The sequence below is a fragment of the Dyadobacter crusticola DSM 16708 genome (assembly GCF_000701505.1).
In the GTDB taxonomy this organism is placed as follows: Bacteria; Bacteroidota; Bacteroidia; order Cytophagales; family Spirosomataceae; genus Dyadobacter; species Dyadobacter crusticola.
The window spans coordinates 73,710-96,856 of record NZ_JNJB01000016.1 but is presented as its reverse complement, the minus strand read 5'-3'; the positions used below and the strand labels follow the sequence as shown (position 1 = coordinate 96,856).

The following is a 23,147-nucleotide window of genomic DNA, read 5'->3' as shown; positions in this document are numbered from 1 at the left end:
GTTAAGCTTCGGCTTTTTTGGACGGATTGTCAAAATACTTTTCCAGGTAACTCATGACCTTTGTAGCAGTCAGGCCGTGGATCAGAACAGACAGCAGCGCGATGAATGCAGTGATTGACCATAGTTCTTTGGCATGCGGAAAATGTGCTTCTTTCAATGCGAATGACAGATAATAGAAGGAGCCGATTCCACGGATACCGTAAAAGCTGATACCCAGTTTTTCCTTGAAATGCAGCGCAGTTCCATGCAGCCCGATCAATCCGGAAACCGGCCTGACGATAAAGATAAATGCAAATGAAAGCAATATCATTTGCCAGCTTAGCGCGTCGAGTATGCCGTCAACCAAGCTGCCGCCGAAGAGAAGCAGCACCACAGCCACCAGTATCCGCTCGGTTTGCTCCGAAAATTGATGCATGTCTTTATGGAAATTGTGGTCGATTTCATAATTACGGAAAGTAACCGAAGCTACAAAAACGGCAATGAAGCCGTAGCCATGTAAAAGTTCTACGCCGCCAAAGATGACGAGCGCGCCGGCAATGGCAATGAAGCCGTCATTGAGCTTGATCATGCGGCTCTTTTCGGAGAAGTTTAGTACCAGGTAAGCGAGAAGTCGCCCCAGAACAAAGCCGAGAATGACGCCGCTGGCAATCTTATAAAGCACGTCGACAAGAGCCCATTTGGTTAATTCGTCGCCGAGGGTTCCCGGTAAAGCGACGGCCAGCGCAATCGCCAGCCAGGTAAATGGGAACGCCATACCATCGTTCATGCCGGCTTCCGCTGTCAATGCAAAGCGCACGTCGTCTCCCGCTCCTTCCATGGGCGGCCCAACCTGAACATCCGCCGCAAGTACGGGGTCTGTTGGGGACAATACAGCTGCCAGCAGAACCGCTGACGCCACACTGAAACCCAAAAATGCCCAGGCCAGTATGGTGACTGCTCCGACACAGAGCAACATTGTGACGCTGAGAAGGCGAAATGGGACCCGCCAGTTTTTGAACGAAAACGGCTTGTCAATCTTTAATCCCGTACCCATCAGCGATATAACAACAACCAGCTCTGTGATGTGGACCGTATGATCCTGATGCAGCAATGGATCCGCGCTCGGAAGCATATCCAGCGTGCTGAAAACCAGCACGCCCAGCAGCACATAAACCACTGAGTCGGAGATACCGGTTTTTGCTGTAAAAGACGGCATCCATGCCATTCCCAGAACTGCGGCACCGATAATTAAAAGAATAAGAACATAGGTGTCCATAGTGTCGGAATGTGATTGTGGCTGGTTTGATTTGATTCAGCCCTACAATTCCAGTGCCAGGGGGACAGGGGGTAGTCAATTAAGAGCAGTACCCGGTCAAAAAAGAAAGGAAGGTGCAAAGCTGCTCCTTCCTTTACTGAAACTACAATGAAAAATTATCGCTTGATTATTTGCTGTCTGTATTGTGCGTTACCTCGCGCAGCGACCACCACGTAAACGCCGGCGGGCAAGGCCGCTACATCTGCCGGTTCATTGTCCCTGATCTCTGCCGTTTTTACCAGCGTTCCAGAGAGGTTATAAATACTCATCCTGACAAAGCTGGCATCACCGTCGCGCCCGAAATAAAGCTTATCTGTGACTGGATTCGGATATAGCCCGGTGAATGCATTTTGTTCTGAAATGGCTACAATCCGGCTGTATTCATACTGCCCGTCCAGGTCAACCTGTTTAAGCCTGAAACACATTCGCGGGCTGCCTGCATTGGCAGCGTATCGGTAGCGGAGCAATTCTTTACTGTTTCCGGCAGAGCGCACGGTGTCGATAGCTTCAAAGCCCGACGAGGGATTAAATGCGCTCTCGATCACAAAGTATGCTGAGTTTGTCTCTTCGGTAGTTGCCCATTCGAGCGAAGCTCCTTCATGGGTGCGCTGTGCTCTGAAATACAGCAGGCGGACAGGCAATGGGCTGCTGGTCTTTACGGAGCCAGACAAGCTCGCAGCTTCCTGATATACCGGCGCATGGAGTCCATTCCTTTCAAAAACTGCATAAAAATATACTTTGTCGGCATCAAGCCCCGTGACAGTTACCTCACTTCCCGTGCCTGCATACACAACAAATTCTCCGCTGCTGATCTGGGATCCTGACTTAAAAACGGAGTTGGCATTATATGATACCAGGTTCTGCGGGATTGCTGTAACGGCGCTGCCTTCCTTTAATATCGCAATCCGCCCGTCTCCATTACCACTGGTCCACCGCAGTTTAATGGCGTTTGCACTGGATGTGGCGATCATTTCTGTACTGCTGTGGGTTGGCTTTTGAGCAGTATTGCCTGTCGCGATGAGAAAATCTTCACTTTGATAAATCGTTCCCGCCCCGGATCCTTTGAACTCATATACTGCAAAGTAGTATCCGGATTCTGGCAGCAGATTAGTTACTAATACAGAGTGGCTATTGGAGGTAAAAACCGCAAACTGACCGTTTCCCAGATCCTCACTTTCTCCAAAACGGCTGTTTGCAATGTATGTTTTGCCATTTTGCGGGCGGAAATCCGGAGCCGAGCCTTCCCTGGCTATTACCATTCGGCCATCGCCACTGCCGTTGGTCCAGCTTAGTCTCAACCTGTCGCCGTCCCTTTCCGAAATGACGGGATCAGTAGCAGGCCGGTCTTGCTGCTGAGGAGTGGTAAAGCTGTAAGTCGATGCGGGCCTGAGGTAGGCAGGCTGCAGAGCGCCATTGAACTCGTACGCATTGACGTGATAGGTTGTCGCCGGGCGCAAGTTGTTCACGGTGAATTCAGTGGCGGAAGTCGTGGAGAAAACGGCAAAATTGCCCGGGCCGATTTCAGCGCTGCCATAATTGGAGCTCACATCCGGCCTTTTGAAATCCTGCGGATCTATCGCAGGCACGCCATCCTGCCGCATAACAAACATTCTTCTTTCACCATTTCCTTTCAGGAAGCCGATCGTCGCGCGGGTCGGTTCAGCACTCTTCAAGGTAATCTGGCCAGTTTGAACCGTGGGATAGGGAATAGTTGAAACGAACCCGGACAGAAATGAGGAGGTCAGGTAGTCGGGCTTATCGGGTACGTTGTATTCAAAAACAGCCAGATGGTAAACGGAAAGTGGTTCCAGACCTTTCAAGCTAAAACCCGCCTCTACGCCGTCGTAAACCACAAACTCGTCCTCTGCCAGCGCACTTCCTTGCCCGTAAATCGCATTGGCAGTATAACTCAGTCCATCTTCCGGCCTGGCGGTAACAGCCTGGTTTTTCCTGGCCACAACCAGCCTTCTCGCTCCATTGCCTTTGGTCCACACTGCGCGCAGGCTGTTGCCTTCTACCTGCTGCATGCCTAATGCAGTAGGCGGAAGAGTAGGCTCGTTCGGGATTTCTATCTTGATAACCGTACCCGGCGTCCGGTAAACCGGGGCGTAGTAGCCATTGAAATCGAATACCTCCGCATAATAGGTACGCCCGCCTTTCAGGTTGCCTATCGTGAAGCTGTTCCCGTTGGTGGATCCCGCGATGAGGTAATTACCCGAACCAAGTTGCGCACCTACTCCGTAATCCTTGCTTCCGCCGGTATAGCGGACAAGGTCAACAGGTTCGGAGGAAACCGGGCTTCCCTGGCGCATCAGGATCAGCCGGTATTTACCTGCGATACTGCTAAACAGAAGGGTTGCCGAGGAGCCGGTTACCTCTGCTAATGTTACTTGTGAATTGTTCGAAGGTTCCGCGCTGGTACTCGTTTGCCCGGACAGGTACTTGTCTTTGAGATAATACGTATAACCGGCCAGATCCATGTCAAATTCATAAATGCGGAAATAGTAAGTAGTCCCGGGCTGCAAATTGGTCAGCGATGCGGTGTTCTCATCCGAATCATGCACGATATACTCTTCGGGTGCGATCTGAAAGCCGGAACCGAAAGCCGGGTTCGCCGGGTATCGCGTTCCATTCTCAGGCACTGCGACCGGAGCACTTCCTTTTTTGAGGATAATCAGACGGCGGCTGCCATTCCCTCTGGTAGAGATAATTTTTAGGCTGTTGCCTTCCACATCTGCGGAAATAGCGCTTTGTGTCGGCACTATAGGTCCTGCCAACGTCTGCGCGCTGGCTGTCGCAGCGGTTTGTGTGTAAATGGGCGAGGAAGGCTGATTGTATTCAAAACAGGCAAAATGGTAAGTCGTATTTGGTTCTAAGTTGCTGACCGTAACACTCTGACCGGTTCCATTGTACACGACATAGTTAGAACCTTTGAGCACCTGACCTGTTCCAAATTCAGCTCTCGCCAGGTAGTTCTTGTTGTTTTCGGGAAATGCATCAACTGCGCTGGCTTTTTTGACAAAAACCAGCCGCTTTTCACCATTGCCTGGCTCGATGTCAATCCTGATTGAGTTGCCTGTGATGCCGGAGGTTTTCACAGACCGGGTAGGTGTTGTCGGCGCCTGGGCGCATAGCATCGTGTGCATGCTCACTAAGAGCATGATGAGTTGTGATATTTTTTTCATGACTAATGTTTAAGATTAATGCCTCCCGAACTTCTTAAAGCCAGGTAGACCAGCAGGCAACAGAGCAGCAGCCCTGTGATGGCGGGAATGATAATCGATCCGCCCGCTGCGCCGGATTCGCTGACCGCCCAGAGGATCTTTCCGCAGGCGATTAAAACCAGTACGGCCATTCCGCTTACCAGGCTCCTTTGCCAGCACGCTATGGATAATAGCAGCATCGATACCGGCGCCAATGCTGCCAGTAGTGCTTTCTGGAATGTCCATGTTCCCCGCAGCCATTCTTTTTCAAATTCAAGGAACAATCTTACGTTTTCAGGTACTTTCTCCGGACTGGGAAACCAGAACATACTGGTCAGTAGCAGGAATACCGTACCCAAAACGCCGGCCAGGCTGCGCCGGAAGGAAAAGTAGCAGTACGGAATCAGGAACAGTGGCCGGATATACCAGCTCAGCTGATTCTGGTGCCGGGCATAAGCCCAGTTGAAAAATGGTTCGCTGTATATGGCGAGTCCTATAAAAAGGACGATCAGGCAGCCGAAGCAAATGGCGGCGATCTGTTCTGCTGTGGAGGGTTTCACTGCGCTTCAAAAGTGATGTTATACAGCTTCTCAAACTGCTTTTCTGTAACCCACGCAGGCGCAAACCGCATGGCTGCATTCCGCAGCCCGGCAAATAACGGATGTCCGATCTGCGCAAGCTCACCTACTTTTCTGGACTGGTTGATGATGTACTGTGTCCGTTTCAACCGCTTTTCCTCAAATGCAGTGAATGCTTTTTCGAGCGTTTGATCCTTGTTGAGCTCCACCAATAGGGTTGCCGCGTCCTCGATAGCCTGGCATGCACCTTGTCCCATGTTCGGAGTGGCCCCGTGCGCTGCATCACCGATGAGGAGGATATTATCGAAAGCATAATGGTCGAGCGGAGCAAGGTCGTAAATATCATTGTGGATCAATGGGCTGCCGTATGCTGTTTGCAAAATCTGAGGAACAGGATCATGGAACCGGCTGAAATGCTGATAAAGATCCTCGGCTGTAAAAGCCTTGTATTTAGCGTCATTTTCGGCGGCTTTGATACAGGCGAACCAGTACACTTTCCCATCCGCAAGCGGTACTATTCCGAAACGTCCCGTTTGGCCCCAGGTTTCAGATGCGCCATTGATCCGCAGGTCAGGGGCGTCTATCACGCCGCGCCAGCAGGTGTAGCCTGCATAGCGCCGCACAGCGGCGGGGACGAGCTTTGTTCTTAACAGAGAATTAATCCCATCTGCCACAACCAGGTAATCCGTCTTTTCGCATGAGCCGTCGGCAAAGTAGAGCTTCGCCTTTTTTCCTCCTTTTTCCAGACCGGTCACTTTCTTATTCGTGAAAATTGAAGCCGGATCAACATGTTTCAGTAAAGCTGTATGCAGTTTGTGACGGTGGATCGTGAAATTGTCCAGCCCAAATTTGTCACTGATCGCGTTACTGTTGTTTTCCGAAATGATCTTCCCCGAGCGATCTAAAATGCGGAAGTATGGCAATTTTCTTCCCAGAGGGACAATGTCTTCCATTATTCCGAGGGTAGAGAGCGCCCTGATGGCATTGGGAGCCAACCCCAGACCGGCACCCGCTGCTGTGATTTGCGGCGCTGCTTCGAAAATCGTTGTTTCATAGCCGGCCTTCTTAAAGGCAATGGACGCTGTGAGGCCTGCGATACCGGCCCCGACGATGGTGATATTCATGGTTGTCGCCTAGATTTCAGAATATATTCAGGACCGTGTGCTCGTCAAAATGAGCGTATTCATTTGGTATATCCATTGAAAAAACCGTAAGCAGCTTTTCAAATCGGGCACCAGGCAATTCTTTCCGGGCCAGTGAAAGCAGCGATTCAAATACAGGTCCGGGAGCCGTTTCCCTGATGCCGAGCAACCACTTGCTAATCTCTGAATTATTGAGCGAGCGCATCATCCACACGGTTTCTAGTTCAAGAATATCCTCAGGCACGCTCGCAATGATCTGTTGTTCAACGGCCATTATCTCTTCGTCAGAGTAGCTGCCCCAAAGCATTTGGTTCAGCACCTGTTCCTCCTTGATAAACAGTGTCAGATTAAAGGCGAGTAGTGCTTCGAAGCAATCGGAGATCAGCTTTCCTTTCTGTATCCTGTCATTTTCTGAATGACAAAACGCGAAGTCCTTTGCGGCAATTCTTGCTTTTTCTGCCAAAAACCTGCTTTCGATGTGCTTTTCACGAAAACGGCGGTCAATATCCATGTCGACTTTCTCTAACAGCGGATGGATGAAATCGCTTTCGTGTTTGAAATGCATGTCGAGCAGTGCTAAGGTTTTTTCAAGGTTTTCGATCGTTTTCTCAGCTTCCTCCAAGTCAGGGAAGTCTGTGCGCTGAATTTCCAATGCATTCTCGTAGCATATCGCTTTCAGCGCTTTATGGATTGAGTTAAAAATGTTGTATCTCATGGCTAATCTGGTTTTATAATGACTATTTGGTTTTCTTTTCAACTCTGACCACCTGGTGTTCAATGGGCTTCACTGATCCCAGATAGGCGAAAATGGCTTCGAGATCTTTTTCTTTCATGCCTGCATACATCGTCCAGGGCATTGGTGTGTTGAGCTCGCCCGGTGAAAGATTTGGTGAAATGTAGCCGCTGTCGGCATAAGCTTTGAAGCGCCGTACAAACATTTCTTTTGTCCATTTTCCAATGCCGGTCTGCGCATGCATGGTAATATTCGGCGAGCGCAAAATACCGCCCGGACTGCTGAACTCCATTCCCCCGCCGAATTCCGTTCCAGGTATGACACTGCCCTTGCTGGTTTTACTATGGCAATCCACGCAGCCAGTCGCAGTCACCAGGTATTTACCATAGGCAACCTGGTCCCGCTCAGAGGGAATTCTGGAAAACTCCGCTTTTTGAGGCATTGTGTTGATAATGAAATTGACAGGAAAGTCAGGCTCTGATGGCGGAACGTCCTTTTTGACAGCCGGCAATTCCCTGATATAAGCAATAATGGAGTATACATCCTCCTGGTCCAGCCGCCCGAAACGGTGGTACGCCATTACGGGAAACAATGCTTTTCCATTCTTATTTACGCCGGTCGTAATGGCCCGGAGAATTTCACCGTCTGTCCATCCCGCCAGTGCATAAGGTGTGATATTTGGTGCGAAAAATTTCCCGGGGAAGCCCATTTCCGTTGTAAACGCCTCGCCGCCAGCGCCAAATCCTTCGCTCGTCATCGGACCCGCGTATTTTGACCAGTCGCGTGTACTGTGGCAGTCCATACAAACAGTGACATGGTTTGCCAGGTATTTACCCCGCTCAATGCGTTTCGCTGTTCTTTCGATTTTGATATCCGGCGCGGGGCTTGTGTTAGGAAGCGCTGTTTTAACATAGATCATCACAGTCGCTATCAGGGCGATCAGGCCAGCAAGGATTTTGCCGGCAATTTTCAATGCTTTCACTTTTTTTGTTTTGGTAAAAATCAAGATATGATGGTTGCTGGGGGCGGCACGCTCGGATTGTGTCAGCACCCTCAACTCCCTTGTTTCCAGACAAAATTGCGGCTTAGCGTGCAATGCGGCAACCGCAAACCGACGGGACGGGCATACTTGCTGACGAATTGGGGAAATCGCCGATGAAGGTTATTTGCCCAGCCAATTCTTGAATTCAGTCACTTTTTCGCGGCTTACGATCACCTCTTTTTCGTGGTCGGGACGCAGTTTTAACACCAAACGGTGTCCGAAATAATCGCTGATCTGCTCCAACGATTCGGGCGCAACGAAAAACGAGCGGCTGATGCGGTAGAAATCCTCGGGTTTGAGCATCGTTTCCAGCTCGTCCATGGTATAGTCTACCACGTACCGTTTATTACTATACGTCCGAAAAAAGTTGAGCTTCTCGTCAGAATAGAAGTAAGCAATATCCTCCACGTTCACGGACACGAGCTTCTGGATACTTTTTACCAGAAAACGCTTTCTATAATTCTGCGTGTTGAGCCGCTGATGCAGTTGTAAGGCCAGGTTTTCGACATTCACGACCACCGGCTCCGCTGCCTCGGCCGTTTTCGGTTTGTCGATCCAGCTGGAAAATTTGTTCAATGCGTTTTCCAGCTCCTCTTTTTGCACCGGCTTCAACAGGTAATCGACGCTGTTTACCTTAAATGCTTTCAGGGCGTACTCATCGTAGGAGGTTGTGAAAATGACAGTGCTGGTCACCTGCACGCGGTTGAATATCTCAAAGCTCTGACCGTCCACCAGCTCAATGTCCGCCAGGATAATGTCCGGTGCCGGATTGCTGCTGAGCCAGGCGACGGAAGATTCGATACTGTCGGTAATGCCGACTATGTCAATGTCTTTTTCAATGCTCCGAAGTGAACGCTTTAATTTGGCAACTGCCAGATCTTCATCTTCAATGATAAGAACTTTCATGTGGTGTTTAGATTTTGTTTGCAATTCAGACCGGTCATGCAATTATGGATAACTATGTGCTGTGAGATGTGGCTTTTCCAGCAAGGCAAGCCGCACCCGAAAGTGATGTTCGTCTTTTTCTATGACAGCTTCGGGCTGGTTGAGCAGTTTGTATTTAACAGAAATGTTGGATAACCCCACGCCATTGGAAGAGACACTCCCTGATTTCTTCTGTATATTATTCTCAACAACGAGCCTTTGCTGCTCATCAACTGAAATGCTGATCGTAAGCGGCTGATTTCTGCGGGCCACATTGTGCTTCACCGCATTTTCGACCAGCAGCTGCAGGGATAAAGAGGGCAGCAGCCGGTCTTCAAATTCGCTTACGCCATCCACCTGTAAGAACACCGCGTCCTGGTACCTGATTTGAAGTAGCGCCATGTACGACCGGATGAAGAGTACCTCGCTGCCCAGCGTGGACAGTGCCTCCTGGTTATTGCGCATCAGATACCGGTAAACCTTGCTGAGCTCATCCAGAAAGTACTCGGCCTTAGCTGGGTTGCTTGTGATCAGCGACGACAATGCATTCAGGTTATTGAATAGAAAATGCGGGTTGATCTGCCTGATCAGGTTTTCAAATTCCTGTTCATGAAACTGCATTTCAGCGCGTTCTTTTAAAGCCAGACTTTCCTTCCATTTACGAAAAATATACTCCGCCTCGCATATAGTAATCCCGATCACGGTAACAATGATCCCGATGATTGAGCTGAACATAAAATCGTCCTGTACAAACGAGTACCCGAAAATATGAAGCCAGTCGAACCCGTAAAATATCACGGCCATATTGATCTTGACCACCCAGATATCCAGAAGTATCAGAGCAACTACCCGTTTCCACATCTCGGGCAATGTTACAAAGATCACTGAAAGCCTGCGGATCAGTCCGAAGTGAATGTACCAGAACGAAACCGACACGGTACCGATAATCAGCGTTGTGACGAGATATACCTCGGCGTCGTCAAAGTACCGCCTGCCAAACAGCTGATAGCCCGCGGTGGTGATCAGGACAGGGAACATTACAAACAATGTCAGCCATTCAAGGGTGGAAGGTTTGTAACGGTTCATTTCGGGGTTGCTTTCGGTTTTGCAAATTTCAATTTCGGTCTTGCTACAAACAAATGCTATCAGATGAATTGGCACATTAAAATAATGGAATGGGTATAATAGTTAACAAATCAGGTCAGCGGTATTTCTATCAGCTGAAACTCCTGCTGCCTGGTAATGCGCACCGGGGCCAGATCAAGCAGCCGGAACTTGTTGAGCACGCTATGCATATTGGTGTGATCGTCCTCCTCCTGCGCATCAATCTTCAACGCATTGGTATGGTAAAGTTCCAGCCAGTTATCAGCAGAGGTGGCAATGCGTATCTGCAAAGGCTGCGATTTGCTGATCATATTCCGACTGATAATGTGCTCGATCAACAGTTGCAACGTGAGCGGCGGAATGCGCTTTTGCAGTGAACTGTCTGCCACTTCCAGGTCAAACCGGATTGCGGAACCATATCTTACTTTGAGGATGTAGGACCAGGATTTAATAAACTGCAGTTCCTTTTGCAGGCTCACAAATTCGCCCCTGTCGCTGTTGAGCAGATACCTGTAAACTTTGCACATTTCGTCCAGGAACACTTCCGCCTTCTCGGGGTCCTCGCTGATCAGGCTGGAAAGTGTATTGATACTATTGAACAAAAAATGGGGGTTGACCTGCGTTCTCAATCCTTCGAGCCTGCTTTTGGCATATTCCGTTTTCAACTGCTCGGTTTCAGTCAATGCCAGTTTCCATTTCTCGAAATTGGCTACACCTTCATGCAAAAATGTCGCAAGCAGGTTCAGGCCGATTCCTGAAAGCAATGCAATGCCGAAGTTTATCAGGTCAAACTGGTAGAGACCTGCCTGATGATACATCCAGAAAATGAATGTGTTTACCAGCGCAGTCAGCGGCAGGAACAGCACCAGCGAGATACCGATCCGGTGCATGGTCTGGCTATCCTTGTGATATCGTTTCGCCATAACCATCGCGATCCATGTGTGCAGCTGCCAGGCAATTACCTTCACGGTTAAGGTGATCAGGGCGGTTGCCACAAACAACGTTGCATTCGAAAAAAGGGCTTTTGAGAAAATGAGGAAGTTCAGCAGCAGCGAATAGGGGACCAGGATGCCCAGCATCAGCGGATATTCGCTTGTAATGTATTTCGGCAACTTCATCATTTACGTTCTCTCAACAGACTGCTTTAATCAATTTATGCCAAAACCCGCTTTTATCTCCCGCTATAAAGATGCCATCTTTTCATATAATGTAAAAAGACTTGTCGATGACTTGGGTAAAGATGTGAATGAATTGGGATTCCAGCGGACAGGCTGTTCTGGATCAAGTTTCACCTTCTCTGTTGTTAATCTGTGTAGTTGTAAGTTGTTAAGAGGCTTCCATTATCGCTCTGTTCTGTCCGTCTGGCGGGGCACCCGTTTGCCAGGTATTCGTAGCGGATTGTCTTGCGGCCAGGCACTTCTTTCTCTACATTTCCGTCGAATCGATAAAACCGGATCGAGCCGGGATTGTTTTTTGAAAATTGATATCCCTGCAAAAACGGATAGATTGTCCAGAGGTTTTCTACATTCCGCTTGTTGTCGTAGTTCGCGAGTTTCATGCCGGAATAAGTATCAAAAAAGCTGGTTTTTGACATACTCGCGTTTTTCAGTCAGATTTCCGTTCTGGTTGTAGTAGAAACGGAACTGCATTTCCAGTTTTTTACGATTGTTCGTCTGGTGGATCTGCGTGATCCTGTCGCCGGCGTAGCTGTAAGTGCGAGTGATAAGTAAGATACCGTTTATTTTGTTTAAAGACAAATTTGCAGTCGGCTTACATCCAGGAAGAACATATTCGGACGGAATGGGATATTCCATCAACGAGCTGGCATATTCCAGGACCGGTTGTTAGCCGTGGAGCAGGAGTGTCTTATTTGCTCAAATCCGGGTTGCATGTCACAGCCGGGACACCTACCCCAAATTCATCGCGGTTTATTCCAGTTGAGGGCAGTTAAATAGCAATCAGTCGGAATGCGATTGGCCGCGCAGGTCCCGCAGCGGATTTTTGCCCAAAAAACAATATCTATGATCATCAGGAACATTCACATTTTCAATGGAGGCCCGCTTACAAGCACCTCCGACATTCTTATTTCCAACGAGGGCATTGTTCAGGAAATCACTGAACACACCGGCACTCTGAGCGGTAATAATATGATCGACGGCACGGGTATGATCGCCGTGCCGGGGCTGGTAGATGCGCATCGCCACGTCTGGCAGGCGCCATTCAAGGGATTAGCCTCTGATATGATGCTGATGGAATATCTGGAAAAGGTCGTCGGTGGTATCGGTGCGCGGATCACAGCACAGGAATTGTATTACCTCAATTTGTACGGTCATATTCAGTGTGCCCAGGCAGGTATCAGCCAGGTTTTCGACTGGTCGCATATCATGAACTCTCCCGAGCATGCCGACGCGGCGCTGCAAGCTGCTGCCGATTCGGGATTGAACGTACTATTTTTTCACTCCACGCCAGCTACCCAGCGCGACAAATACTGGAACCATAGTACCTGTCCGCACGACCGCGACATTGAGCGGCTCGCCGCGAAATACACCAGCTATTCCCCGCAGGTAAAGCTCGGCATGGGCATCCGGGGGCCGGAATTTGCATCCATTGAGGTCAACCGTTCGGACATCGAGCTGGCGGGGTCGCTGGGTATTCCCGCGTCCATGCATATTGGAAGCTCAATCCTCGGCAAGATCTGCAAGCCGGTAATGCAGCTGGAAGCGCACGGGCTTTTAAACGAAAAACTGAACCTGGTACACTGCTGCACGCTTTCGAAAGACGAATTTGAGATGATCGCACAGGCTGGATCTTTGGTGACCATTACGCCTGAGGCCGAAATGCAAATGGGACTGGGAGATCCTGCGGCCAGATTTATCCTGGATTTTCCAGCGTCGAAATGGTCGGTTGGCATTGATATCCCGACGGCGTCTACCGACAGTCTGATCTTCCAGCAGCGGCTTTTGCTCCAAAACTATCGTTCAATTGTAAACGGCAGACTGATTGACGAAATGGAATTCCCGATGACGATACCTTACAAGGCAAACGACTTCTTCTTCGACTCCATGGAGAGTGCCAATTCGTACAGCGGGTTTAACACTTCCGTGCGCATTGAAGTAGGGAAAAGCGCTTGCTTTTCGCTTTTCAAATCCGACCAACTCGGGAACGAAGCATTTATGTCCAATCCTGCATTTTATTATTTGTCTGATGAGCACCCGGATTCCATTGTGCTGAATGGACAGCTGGCCAAGCATGAGGGCCAGTGGCTGCTGCACGATCTCGAAGAGCTGGAAAACAGAGTTCGAGCGATTGTTGCGAGGACTATCAGGCATTAGCGGGCGCATTGGCGTATATACACTGGCGTTTTGCTTACAAACAGACTTACCGACATGAAACTGGAAGAACCGCTGGATTTTGGCTGGAACATGAAAACGGTCAAATCAGCAGAAACTGAGTACGTCACCAGCCCGAATGGCGTTTATTATCTCAGCATCGGGCACGAGACTTTGAAAGGCATTACACCGCAGATGCTCGAATGGTGGTTTAAGAACATTGGCGGCGAAATGACCTACCAGGGACGCGTTTGTACAAAATACAGGGTCTGGCATCCGCGTGATCACATTCGCTGGGAACTGCACCGAAACGGTCGCAAAGATGGAAGCGTCGGCGTCGGCAGCTATTTCCGCATTGTGGAGGCTTTCGGGAGAAACCCCGACTGGACCATTGATAGTGCAGAGCTCGTAACCAAGCTTGACCACACTGGCATTCGCCTGGTGAAGCGGATTTTAGGTATCGAGATATTCAGCCTTGAACATTGGTTTGAGCCGGTAGGGGACACCGACTGCTCGTATCGTTCGTTAATGAGCGTTGGCGACGAAGGTTGGTTCGGAAGACTGTTCTTTAACAGGTTGATCCGCCCCTGGATTTTTACCAGGGAAATGGGATTTGCATGGATGAAGCATAATGTGGAGGAAGTAGGCAACTTTGAATTTTTTCTGCCGGAGTTGTACAGCAGTCAAACCGCCGTGACTAGTCCTTTTGCGGTGTGATCTGCAAGGACTGATTAAATGGTCATTGGCCGGGCCGGTGTGATCAAAAAGCAGAAACCATCGCGTCGGGTTTGTTAAAAACTGATAGTTGGTGGTTATTTGCAGGCGAACTTCATTGTTCAATGAAAACATTACGCTGCATTTGACTAATACTCTGTTATCCAAAAAATGAAAAAGCCATCTATTTACAGTTTAATCGCGGCAGGTATGCTCACGCTTGCCTGCTGCATTTCGGTACATGCACAAGATAAGCTGCACGTGCTGAAAATCGGGAGTGCCAAAGAAATGCATTCGTTTTTCAGGTACACCGGAAACGACAGGCCGATCATAGCCGGGCACCGGGGCGGAATGGTGAAAGGTTTTCCTGAAAACTCGATTGCTACTTTTGAAAATACATTAAAACATACCCCCGCAATCTTTGAGATCGATCCGAGACTTACCAAAGACAGCGTGATTGTACTGATGCACGACGCAACCCTCGACCGCACTACCACCGGCAAAGGGAATTTGAAAGACTATACTTTCGAAGAACTGAGGCAGTTCAGGCTGAAAGATGCGGAAGGTAATGTCACCGACTATCCAATTCCTACCTTATCCGAAGTAATCGACTGGGCGCGCGGGAAAACGATTTTGAACCTTGATTACAAGGATGTTCCATTAAAAATGACTGCTGATCTGATCCGCAAACACAAGGCAGACGCTTTTGTGATGCTGACCGTTCACAGCGCCGCGGAAGCAAAGTTCTACCTGGAAGACAATAAGGACAGGATGTTCTCCGCATTCATCAGAAACAAAAAAGAGTATGATGAGTACGAAAAAGCAGGCATCCCATTTACCCAGCTGATCGCCTATATCGGCCCGCATGTAAAAACAGAAAACCAGGAGCTGTACAGTCTGCTGAACAAAAAAGGCACGATGTGCATGATCTCAGCAGCGTCATCTTACGACAAGCTTAAAACTGCCGAGGAAAGGAAAACGGCCTACTTGTCCATCGTCAAGGACGGAGCGTCTATCCTGGAATCGGACTTACCCATTGAAGCTGCGGAGGTGGTCAGCGATCTGATCAGGAAGAATACTTCCAATGCGAAATTCTTTGGCAGAAAATAAGAAGCAGCGCCATTGATGAATATTACTCGCCTATAATCCTCTTCCGGTGGGCGATTCCCCATTCGGTGAGGTTATTGATGATGGTTCTCAGGGTTAAACCATGATCAGTAAGCTCGTACTGGACTGTTATTGGCTGCGTATCCAGCACAGTCCGTTTTACCAGCTGGTTCAGTTCCAGCTCTTTCAATTCCTTGCTCAGCATTTTGTTGGAAATCCCCTCCACATCGTTCAGAATGTCCGAGAATCTCCTTTTGTTGTAGTAACAAATGGACGATAGGATCGCAATCTTCCATTTTCCATTCAGCACGTCCATTGAATCCTGGACTGCCATCATTTCCTTTTTATGCCTGTCGTTCTGACGCGGTTCACACTGCATAGGTTACTTTGTTACCTCGATGTTACTGTTACTTTTTGTTACAAAGTTACCAATGTAAACAGTCAGTTCCTAGTTTTGCATCCGTAAACTTAATCAAGCCGCGATGTTCCGTGTTTGGCGAAATTTCCGGTATTGCGGAAGAGAAAAACTCGGCTTCCGGCGGCATTGACGGGATTTACGTACAGTTTTCAACGGATTGATCTAACAAAGATGAACAAGCTCAAAAACAAAGTCGCCGTTATCACAGGCGGAAACAGTGGAATTGGATATGGAATTGCCGAAGCTTTTAGAAGTGAGGGTGCAGTAGGGGCGATCACGGGTAGGAACCAGTCAACGCTCGACAGCTCTGTCGAAGCATTGGGCGCGGGTTTCATCGGTATCAAAGGTGATGTTACCAGCGGGAACGATCTGGAAAATATCTTCAAACGGACTGCTGAGACATTTGGAAACATTGACATACTTGTTGTCAATGCAGGTGGCGTTGTGGACGGGATCCCTATGGGGACGATAAGCGATGTTACGGAGGAAGGGTACGATCGCTATATGGACCTGAATCTCAAAAGTGCATATTTCAGTGTGCAAAAATCGCTGCCGTACCTGAATGACGGCGCGTCGGTTATTCTGATCGGGTCGAGCGCTGCGCACCGGGCTGCGCCGGGAATGGCTATCTACAGTGCGGCGAAAGCGGCCATTATTTCGCTGGCCAAGGGTTTGTCGCTGGATCTGCTTTCCAGGAACATCCGGGTCAACGCACTTTCGCCGGGCTCCATTGACACACCTGTGTTTGGTAAACTGGTGCCGGAAGAACAAATGGAGCAAGTAAAGCAAATCTGGATAGACATCATACCAGTCGGCAGGCAGGGACTTCCGTCGGACATCGGGAAGGCAGCCGTGTTTTTGGCTTCTGACGATTCAGCTTTCATCGTCGGCACCGAGATCCTTTCAGATGGCGGAATGACTAACATCAGTCTGATGAAGTAATAGTATTTAATAGCAACACAATGGAATTGAACAATTATAACGGCGCATTGCAGAGGCCGCTCGGCTCTGGTTTCAGCGCCACTTCGACTTCCACGGAAGTTATAGCGGGAATTGACCTGACTGGAAAAATCGCGGTTGTAACAGGAGGTTATACCGGTATCGGCTTGGAAACAACGAAGAACCTCGCAGCAGCCGGGGCAACGGTGATCGTGCCGGCGAGGAGCATTCAAAAGGCGAAGGCGAATCTGGAAGGAATCGCGCGTGTAGAAATCGAAGAGATGGATCTGATGGAGCCTGGTTCCATTGATGCTTTTGCGGAGAAATTTCTGGCCTCGGGCAGACCATTGCATCTGCTGGTCAACAATGCGGGCATTATGTTCGTACCGTTGCGCAGGAACAGCCTCGGGATAGAATCGCAGCTCGCGACCAACTATCTGGCGCCATTCCGGCTCACTGCAAAGCTTTGGAGTGCATTGAAAGAAGCCGGCGGCGCAAGGATTGTAAATATCTCTTCACTGGGACACCAGTTTGCCCCATTCAATTTCGAAGATCCGAATTTTGAAAAACGTGAATATGATAGCTTACAGGCTTATGGTCATTCCAAAACCGCGCTGAACCTGTTTTCAATGGAACTGGATAACCGCGCAAAATCTCTCTGGATCAGAGCTTATGCTGTGCACCCGGGCAATATCTGGGGAACAGAACTGACCAGGGAAGCGCCGCTTGCGACATTGCAGCAGTTAGGGTTTTATGATGATCAGGGCAATCCTGTACCGGAGGCAATCGCCTCGCTCAAAAGCATTCCTCAGGGGGCGGCCACTACGATCTGGTGTGCGACCAGTTCGTTGCTGGGAAACCTCGGTGGCGTGTACTGCGAAGACGTGGATATTGCCGAGCTGGCGCACGGGCAAGAATTCTCAACCGGTGTAAAGCCTTATTCACTGGACGAACAAGCCGCGAAACGGTTGTGGCAGTTATCAGAAGAATTGACGGATACCAGGTTTATGGACATCTGAGAAGAGCGTCAGAAAAATTTATGTTGGCCAGCATTGTAAAGTGCTGGCCAACATTTAGTTTAGTGTAACTACTAGCCGACAATTGACGATGAAAAATTTACTACTCATATGTACTGTGCTAATTGCGACGATTTCGGGCTGCAAAAAAAGCAATGATCCCGTAGTTGACGCCGAAACTCAGGAGGCGCAAAGGTTGGTAAAGTTGCACGAGCAATTTCATGGAAAATACAGGATTGTCAGCTCAATCGCCGATCAGGAACTGGATATAAACATGGATGGACTCACTTCAACTGATTTGCTGAAAGAAATCCCGGCATTTCAGTTCGAAAACCATCCACATATTGTAGAGGTACGCATTTACGGGAAATCAAATATGCTGGCCAACTCATCGCTTATTATATCCCAGGGCTGGCCGGAACAATATATCTCGATAGGAAACAAGCAATGGGATGGGGGGCCTGGCCTGGAGTACAATGCAAATCTGGCTGTAAATTATGTGCATCAGGGTAGCGTGCGCAGTTTCAGGTTTTCCGACGATTTGAAAGAGATCATCGTTGAGCCGTCGGAGAATGAACGTCCCTTTCGCTGGGTTGCACCCGAATCCGTGAAGATTGACGAATTGGACAGATTACATTTTATAAACAAGCGGTATTTGTATACAAAAGATGGCGTGAAGCAGGTGAAAATCACTTCCGTTTACGAACGCGTTACGAAGCAGACTTAGTCTTCTTAATACCAGGTCCCGCCCGAGACTCACTTTTACAAGGACATTGATGAAGTATACCTCCGCGCCAAGCTCTGATAATTATCAGAAATAGCTTGGAAGTGCGCATTTGGCAAAATACATTTGTGATTTGTAATTTGTCTAAATAAGGTTAATGAAATCTCTTCTATCACTCTCAATTTGCTTTCTTCTATCATTCCACTGTTTTGCCCAGTCAGGTAAACTGAAAGGTACGGTGATGGACAACTCTAAAAACGGGCTGCCTGGTGTTAACGTGGTTATCAAAAATACCGGCATCGGAGCGCAGACGAATGAATCGGGTTATTTTGAGATAGCCAACATCAACGACGGCAGCTATGTGCTTTCCGTTTCCTCAGTAGGATTTAAAACCAGGGAAATCCGCTTTACCATTTCGCAGAATGAAGTGGATCTTGAAACTGTGACATTGTATGCAGGCGACGAGATTTTGCGCGAAGTAGTTGTGGAAGGCGAGCGGGAAAATAAGTTCTCGCGGAGCAAAACGGCTTACGTTTCCAAGTTACCGTTACGCGATTTCGAGAATACCCAGGTTTACAGTACCATTACCAACTACCTGCTGAAATCCCAGATCGTGACTAACTTTGACGATGCTTTGAAGAATGCGACTGGCGTTGAAAATTTGTGGACCTCTACCGGCCGTGGCGGTGATGGAGCAGGTTACTTTTCGCTGCGTGGCTTTTCTGTGCAGCCGAAGCTGGTTAACGGTCTGCCCGGACTTACAAACGGTACGATCAATCCTGCCAACATCGAACGTATTGAAGTGCTGAAAGGACCTTCTGCTACCTTGTTTGGAAATGCGGTGAGCTCTTACGGCGGACTCATCAATGTGGTTACTAAAAAACCATTTGTGGGAACAGGCGGCGAGCTGTCATTTACAACGGGCTCTTACGGCCTCAATCAGATCACGGGCGATTTCAATACCGCATTGAGCAAGGAAAAAAATCTGTATTTCAGGCTGAATACTTCTTACGCAACCGAGCGCAGCTTTCAGGATGCAGGTTTCAGAAAATCATTTTTTGTAGCGCCTTCCCTTTCTTATAAGGTAAATAACAACCTGTCTTTCTCGTTCTACGGAGAGATCACGCAGGCTGAGCAAACTAACCCGATGTTCTTGTTCCTGAACAGAAGTGCGCCTACCACAGCCAGAAACATGAAAGAGCTTGGCTACAACAACAAGCTTTCATTCACAAGCAATGACCTTACACTGGAAAACCCGACGCAGAATTATCGCGTGGAAATGGACTACAAATTGTCGGATCAATGGGAATCACAAACGCTGATCTCCAAAAGCGCCACTTCAACAAGAGGATACTACTCTTACCTTTTTGACTTCGGTGTACTTGGAGACAATACGTATTCAAGGTTTTTGAACAAACAAAATGAGTATACCGGAACATCTGATATCCAGCAAAACTTCATCGGTGACTTCCGTCTTGGCTCCATGCGGAACCGCGTTGTGGTAGGTCTGGACTATTTCTCTGCGATTTCAACAAGCAATGGAACAGGTTATGCATTCTACGGGAATGTAACTCCTGACGGTCGTGCTAACGGGGATAATCCATTCACGGATTCGCTGGAAACGACTACCTACCCGCTTTCTACCGCTGCCGTGGATGCTGTTCTGGCGAGCCAGCCGGTTTCAAATGCGAAATCGCGTTACAACATTTACAGCGCCTACGCGTCGGATGTACTGAACCTTACCAATACGCTATCGGTCATGGTTGGTTTGCGCGTGGATCATTTTGACAATGTGGGAAGTGTATCAACTTCTGACGATGATTACAACCAGACTACACTCTCGCCGAAGTTCGGTATCCTGTACCAGCCGGTGGCAGATAAAGTCTCTGTTTTTGCTAATTACCAAAACGGCTTCACCAATGTGGCGCCTGCATTGGTTGGGAACCCCGAAGACGGACCGCAGACGATCAAGACATTCAGACCGGAGCAGGCTAACCAGATTGAGTTTGGTATTAAAACCAACATTATCAAAAACAAGCTGAATGCGACGATCAGCTATTACGATATCCAGGTAAAGAACATGGTGATCACAGATCCTGCGTCGCCTTTCAACAAAATTCAGGGAGGCGAAAGATACAGCAAAGGTTTTGAGATTGAACTGAATGCAAATCCTGTGAATGGACTGAATATCAGGGCGGGTTACAGCAATAACGACAGCAAAACCACTAAATCCGACAATAGCGATATCCTGAACAAAAGGCCACTTGACGCAGGCTCGAAACACACCTATAACGCGTGGGCGAACTACGAGGTACCAGGCGGAAAACTGGCTGGATTCGGAATAGGAGCGGGGATCAATGGCGCGAGCGAGCGTTTTGCAATCAACTATGTTTCGACCGGAGACTTTATGCTCCCTGCATATACCGTAGCAAATGCATCGCTCTTTTATCAGGCGGAAAACTACCGCATCGGATTGAAGCTGAACAATGCATTCAACAAAGAATATTATAAGGGATGGTCTACGATTGCGCCGCAAATGCCGCGTGCATTGTTAGCGAACATTACTTACAACTTCTGATTTTTGTTGAAAAAGAGGTATCGGTGTAAAAAGGCCGGGAGATTCATGTCTTCCGGCCTTTTTATGTTGGGTAAAATCGGGCTACTTGTTGGGGATCAGGTAAAAGGTTTGGCTGAAAGCACCATTTACGGCGCTATCCCAGGCTTCCACCCGCATCCACTTTCTTCCTTTCAGATTGGGCCGGAACTGAAACTGCTGCTCGCCGAAGGCTTTGGTTTTAGACAGATCTATTTTTTCGCGGAACACGTTTTCGCCATCACCCGAGATAATCTCCACGAAGTTCATCGGGAAAGTCCAGCTTAGCTTCAAGTTCACATTTGCGGTACCATCGGCATTCAGCGCGAGTGTTTCTCCTGACAGCTTACCATTCACTTTCAATTCGTGCATTAATACCTCGCCGGTCGAGCTGAAAAACTTGCCGCTTTGCATTGCCTCCGTTACAGGTTGCCAGCCTTCATCATACTTCGGCAGCTGATCGAGCATCAGGTAATTGACATTCATGTGGGCGTACATTTCGTTTTCCCGGGTAATGGTAAAAAGGTCAGCCTCAGCAATCACGGTCTTTTTCTCGCCCCAGTTGTTCATATCATCAAGTAAGTCGAGCACGCGATTTCCGAGTCTTGGCTGAGAAAGGTCCGCGGGCATTGCCTTCCAGGCGGCCCCCATAAACCGGTCGGATTTGAAGAATGCTTCGTGGTTGTAAATGTCGGGCGTATTCACCGAACCTTTTGTTCTCGCATGCGCAGTCCAGGCTAATCCCCGCTCTTCCTGCAATAATTTCAGCATATCTTCTTTGTCGCCAATGCGATACACTTTCCCGAATCCTGGCTTGTTCTCGACAAAAGGCTGATCCTTTTTCCGTGACATGATCCAGTACACAGGTTTAGGAAAAAGCTGCATCCAGTGCCCGCCGAAGAATTCATTAGGCTCTTCACCCGGCATCAGCAGGAACTCGTTGTCTGAAAGTCTTTTGCATTGCTCGAAAAGCGCTTTCAGTTCCCGCAACCGTAACGAATCCGGGCCTTTCGGGTGCGCAGTATAATGGAACTCCCCCAAATGGACCATATCCACACCAAGGCTTTTGAACACTTCCACAAACTCGGGCTTCTCAGGAACGGGCTTGCCAGCGAGTACCACATTCATGATAAACTCATTGTGAAAATGGCTGGACATGGTTTTGAAGCCCGGCAGTTGAGGGTACCTGTCTGCATTGGTAAATTTCTTGACAGCCCCGATCGCATCACTGCCGCCCGCGTCACTGAGCAGGCAGAAGAAATTCAGGCGCTGCGCGGTTCCGGGGGGCGCATTGAACCACGGTACAAAGCGGCGGTCGCCTTCCAGTTCCTGCCGGATTCCGATCCCGTACCCGTCCAGCATTTTCCGGTAACCTTTCCCGTGCCAGATGAATTTTAGATTGAAAGCTTCGTCGAGCGGGTAAAAGTATTGGTGCGGCGCCGGGAAAATAGCCAGCGATCCATTTTCGGCTTGCGCGGTGATGGTGCGGTATTTAACGGCAAGATTCCTCGCAGAATCACTGAACTGAACCGCCGCAGTTTCGATCTCATCAGCGGTGTTTGTCCAGGAAAGCTTTTTCCATTCGTCCGTTTTGCTGACGAGCCCGGCATCGTAAACAATAGCCGCCGCTTTCCCGGTCGTCGACATCACGGCTGCGATATTGAACAGCGGGCTTCCATTGTAAAATGTCACTTCCAATGCGCCTGAAAATCGGTCAGCGGACAGGCTGCCGATGCTTACAACCGTGCGGCTTCCAATACTTTTGACCGAGATACCTGATTTTTTAAGCACAATTGGGAAAGTCTCGAAAGGGCGCGAGGGTACTTTGTCGAAGAAAATATTCCATCCATTCTGTGACATCAAATCGCGCTTGCCGACAGTCAGCAGAAATGCCGCATCCAGGTCTTCCGAAATCGTGACAGGCGCAGCTTTGCTTCCAAGCGCAATGCGTTTGAACAGCGGCCGCGAGGCGGAGAGATCGAACTGTACTTGTCCAAACTTCCCCTCACCGGCAGGCCAGGTGATCTCTACCAGATCTTTACGGGTGGCGATTGTGGCTTCACCTTTCTGGTCAAATTGCCGGGTATCGGGTTTAATTTGGCCCTGTACAATCCCCATGGATAGTAGCGTAAGCAGAAGAAGTGCCTTTAATTTCATAGTTGGTTTTGGCTGTTGCATTCATATCAGTATAGCAGAATTTGAATGTATTCTACCCGGGCACTTTGTTAATTTCGTTCGAAATCGAACAGGCGTCTGTTTGTGAGTTAACCCACACAATGCTGTAATA

20 protein-coding genes are annotated in these 23,147 nt (G+C 48.8%); 7 read left to right on the top strand and 13 right to left on the bottom strand.

Going from position 1 to position 23,147, the window contains the following annotated elements:
- Nucleotide 1 precedes the first annotated feature (1 nt).
- From Q369_RS0118620 to Q369_RS27830, 11 genes are all read right to left on the bottom strand, one after another.
- Complete coding sequence (locus tag Q369_RS0118620; protein WP_035333691.1) at nt 2-1,255, bottom strand: cation:proton antiporter; 1,254 nt, start codon at nt 1,253-1,255, stop codon at nt 2-4.
- A gap of 155 nt (nt 1,256-1,410) precedes the next feature.
- Nucleotides 1,411-4,479 (bottom strand): T9SS type A sorting domain-containing protein, encoded by a 3,069-nt coding sequence (locus Q369_RS0118615; protein WP_031529291.1) that lies wholly within the window; start codon nt 4,477-4,479, stop codon nt 1,411-1,413.
- 2 nt (nt 4,480-4,481) lie between these two features.
- Entirely contained in the window at nt 4,482-5,057 is a 576-nt protein-coding gene (locus Q369_RS0118610; protein WP_031529290.1) for a hypothetical protein, read from the bottom strand.
- Complete coding sequence (locus Q369_RS0118605) at nt 5,054-6,199, bottom strand: FAD-dependent monooxygenase (RefSeq protein ID WP_031529289.1); 1,146 nt, start codon at nt 6,197-6,199, stop codon at nt 5,054-5,056. The genes Q369_RS0118610 and Q369_RS0118605 overlap by 4 nt, the downstream gene beginning before the upstream one ends.
- A 16-nt stretch (nt 6,200-6,215) precedes the next feature.
- Complete coding sequence (locus tag Q369_RS28430) at nt 6,216-6,932, bottom strand: hemerythrin domain-containing protein (protein WP_031529288.1); 717 nt, start codon at nt 6,930-6,932, stop codon at nt 6,216-6,218.
- A 22-nt stretch (nt 6,933-6,954) separates the two neighbouring features.
- Complete coding sequence (locus Q369_RS0118595; protein ID WP_031529287.1) at nt 6,955-7,932, bottom strand: c-type cytochrome; 978 nt, start codon at nt 7,930-7,932, stop codon at nt 6,955-6,957.
- 180 nt (nt 7,933-8,112) lie between these two features.
- Nucleotides 8,113-8,898, bottom strand: coding sequence for a LytR/AlgR family response regulator transcription factor (locus Q369_RS0118590; RefSeq protein WP_031529286.1), 786 nt, complete (start codon nt 8,896-8,898; stop codon nt 8,113-8,115).
- Between the two features lie 42 nt (nt 8,899-8,940).
- A complete protein-coding gene (locus tag Q369_RS0118585; protein ID WP_157488243.1) occupies nt 8,941-10,002 on the bottom strand; it encodes a sensor histidine kinase in 1,062 nt (353 codons plus the stop codon).
- Between the two features lie 110 nt (nt 10,003-10,112).
- Entirely contained in the window at nt 10,113-11,141 is a 1,029-nt protein-coding gene (locus Q369_RS0118580) for a sensor histidine kinase (protein WP_031529284.1), read from the bottom strand.
- A gap of 182 nt (nt 11,142-11,323) precedes the next feature.
- Nucleotides 11,324-11,614, bottom strand: coding sequence for a hypothetical protein (locus tag Q369_RS0118575; RefSeq protein WP_035333690.1), 291 nt, complete (start codon nt 11,612-11,614; stop codon nt 11,324-11,326).
- Nucleotides 11,592-11,777 (bottom strand): hypothetical protein, encoded by a 186-nt coding sequence (locus tag Q369_RS27830; RefSeq protein WP_031529282.1) that lies wholly within the window; start codon nt 11,775-11,777, stop codon nt 11,592-11,594. The genes Q369_RS0118575 and Q369_RS27830 overlap by 23 nt, the downstream gene beginning before the upstream one ends.
- Nucleotides 11,778-12,041: 264 nt before the next feature.
- Here Q369_RS27830 and Q369_RS0118565 point away from each other — a divergent pair, with 264 nt between their 5' ends.
- From Q369_RS0118565 to Q369_RS0118555, 3 genes are all read left to right on the top strand, one after another.
- Nucleotides 12,042-13,352: an amidohydrolase family protein gene (locus Q369_RS0118565; protein WP_051664142.1), complete on the top strand. Its 1,311-nt coding sequence runs from the start codon at nt 12,042-12,044 to the stop codon at nt 13,350-13,352.
- A gap of 54 nt (nt 13,353-13,406) precedes the next feature.
- Complete coding sequence (locus Q369_RS0118560; protein ID WP_031529280.1) at nt 13,407-14,066, top strand: DAPG hydrolase family protein; 660 nt, start codon at nt 13,407-13,409, stop codon at nt 14,064-14,066.
- 168 nt (nt 14,067-14,234) lie between these two features.
- On the top strand, nt 14,235-15,173 hold the full coding sequence (locus tag Q369_RS0118555; RefSeq protein ID WP_051664141.1) for a glycerophosphodiester phosphodiesterase family protein: 939 nt from the start codon (nt 14,235-14,237) through the stop codon (nt 15,171-15,173).
- 22 nt (nt 15,174-15,195) lie between these two features.
- Here Q369_RS0118555 and Q369_RS0118550 read toward each other — a convergent pair whose 3' ends face one another.
- A complete protein-coding gene (locus tag Q369_RS0118550) occupies nt 15,196-15,549 on the bottom strand; it encodes a winged helix-turn-helix transcriptional regulator (RefSeq protein ID WP_031529278.1) in 354 nt (117 codons plus the stop codon).
- 210 nt (nt 15,550-15,759) lie between these two features.
- On the opposite strand from Q369_RS0118550, the gene Q369_RS0118540 reads away from it, so the two are divergent.
- From Q369_RS0118540 to Q369_RS0118525, 4 genes are all read left to right on the top strand, one after another.
- Nucleotides 15,760-16,530: an SDR family oxidoreductase gene (locus Q369_RS0118540; RefSeq protein ID WP_031529277.1), complete on the top strand. Its 771-nt coding sequence runs from the start codon at nt 15,760-15,762 to the stop codon at nt 16,528-16,530.
- A gap of 20 nt (nt 16,531-16,550) precedes the next feature.
- Nucleotides 16,551-17,546: an SDR family NAD(P)-dependent oxidoreductase gene (locus tag Q369_RS0118535; protein ID WP_031529276.1), complete on the top strand. Its 996-nt coding sequence runs from the start codon at nt 16,551-16,553 to the stop codon at nt 17,544-17,546.
- An 88-nt stretch (nt 17,547-17,634) separates the two neighbouring features.
- Nucleotides 17,635-18,270 (top strand): hypothetical protein, encoded by a 636-nt coding sequence (locus Q369_RS0118530; protein ID WP_031529275.1) that lies wholly within the window; start codon nt 17,635-17,637, stop codon nt 18,268-18,270.
- Nucleotides 18,271-18,424: 154 nt separating this feature from the next.
- The gene (locus Q369_RS0118525; protein WP_031529274.1) at nt 18,425-20,845 is read left to right on the top strand and encodes a TonB-dependent siderophore receptor; all 2,421 of its coding nucleotides are present in this window, start codon (nt 18,425-18,427) and stop codon (nt 20,843-20,845) included.
- 81 nt (nt 20,846-20,926) lie between these two features.
- Here Q369_RS0118525 and Q369_RS0118520 read toward each other — a convergent pair whose 3' ends face one another.
- Nucleotides 20,927-23,017 carry a CehA/McbA family metallohydrolase domain-containing protein gene (locus Q369_RS0118520; RefSeq protein ID WP_035333695.1) on the bottom strand — a complete coding sequence of 697 codons (2,091 nt, stop codon included), beginning with the start codon at nt 23,015-23,017 and terminating at the stop codon, nt 20,927-20,929.
- Nucleotides 23,018-23,147: the final 130 nt, after the last annotated feature.

Excerpts from the sequence above, each read along its gene's own strand:
- Q369_RS0118620 (WP_035333691.1), bottom strand. The coding sequence starts at position 1,255 with ATGGACACCTATGTTCTTATTCTTTTAATTATCGGTGCCGCAGTTCTG.
- Q369_RS0118615 (WP_031529291.1), bottom strand. The coding sequence starts at position 4,479 with ATGAAAAAAATATCACAACTCATCATGCTCTTAGTGAGCATGCACACG.
- Q369_RS0118605 (WP_031529289.1), bottom strand. The coding sequence starts at position 6,199 with ATGAATATCACCATCGTCGGGGCCGGTATCGCAGGCCTCACAGCGTCC.
- Q369_RS28430 (WP_031529288.1), bottom strand. The coding sequence starts at position 6,932 with ATGAGATACAACATTTTTAACTCAATCCATAAAGCGCTGAAAGCGATA.
- Q369_RS0118590 (WP_031529286.1), bottom strand. The coding sequence starts at position 8,898 with ATGAAAGTTCTTATCATTGAAGATGAAGATCTGGCAGTTGCCAAATTA.
- Q369_RS0118585 (WP_157488243.1), bottom strand. The coding sequence starts at position 10,002 with ATGAACCGTTACAAACCTTCCACCCTTGAATGGCTGACATTGTTTGTA.
- Q369_RS0118580 (WP_031529284.1), bottom strand. The coding sequence starts at position 11,141 with ATGATGAAGTTGCCGAAATACATTACAAGCGAATATCCGCTGATGCTG.
- Q369_RS0118575 (WP_035333690.1), bottom strand. The coding sequence starts at position 11,614 with ATGTCAAAAACCAGCTTTTTTGATACTTATTCCGGCATGAAACTCGCG.
- Q369_RS0118565 (WP_051664142.1), top strand. The coding sequence starts at position 12,042 with ATGATCATCAGGAACATTCACATTTTCAATGGAGGCCCGCTTACAAGC.
- Q369_RS0118560 (WP_031529280.1), top strand. The coding sequence starts at position 13,407 with ATGAAACTGGAAGAACCGCTGGATTTTGGCTGGAACATGAAAACGGTC.
- Q369_RS0118555 (WP_051664141.1), top strand. The coding sequence starts at position 14,235 with ATGAAAAAGCCATCTATTTACAGTTTAATCGCGGCAGGTATGCTCACG.
- Q369_RS0118550 (WP_031529278.1), bottom strand. The coding sequence starts at position 15,549 with ATGCAGTGTGAACCGCGTCAGAACGACAGGCATAAAAAGGAAATGATG.
- Q369_RS0118540 (WP_031529277.1), top strand. The coding sequence starts at position 15,760 with ATGAACAAGCTCAAAAACAAAGTCGCCGTTATCACAGGCGGAAACAGT.
- Q369_RS0118535 (WP_031529276.1), top strand. The coding sequence starts at position 16,551 with ATGGAATTGAACAATTATAACGGCGCATTGCAGAGGCCGCTCGGCTCT.
- Q369_RS0118530 (WP_031529275.1), top strand. The coding sequence starts at position 17,635 with ATGAAAAATTTACTACTCATATGTACTGTGCTAATTGCGACGATTTCG.
- Q369_RS0118525 (WP_031529274.1), top strand. The coding sequence starts at position 18,425 with ATGAAATCTCTTCTATCACTCTCAATTTGCTTTCTTCTATCATTCCAC.
- Q369_RS0118520 (WP_035333695.1), bottom strand. The coding sequence starts at position 23,017 with ATGAAATTAAAGGCACTTCTTCTGCTTACGCTACTATCCATGGGGATT.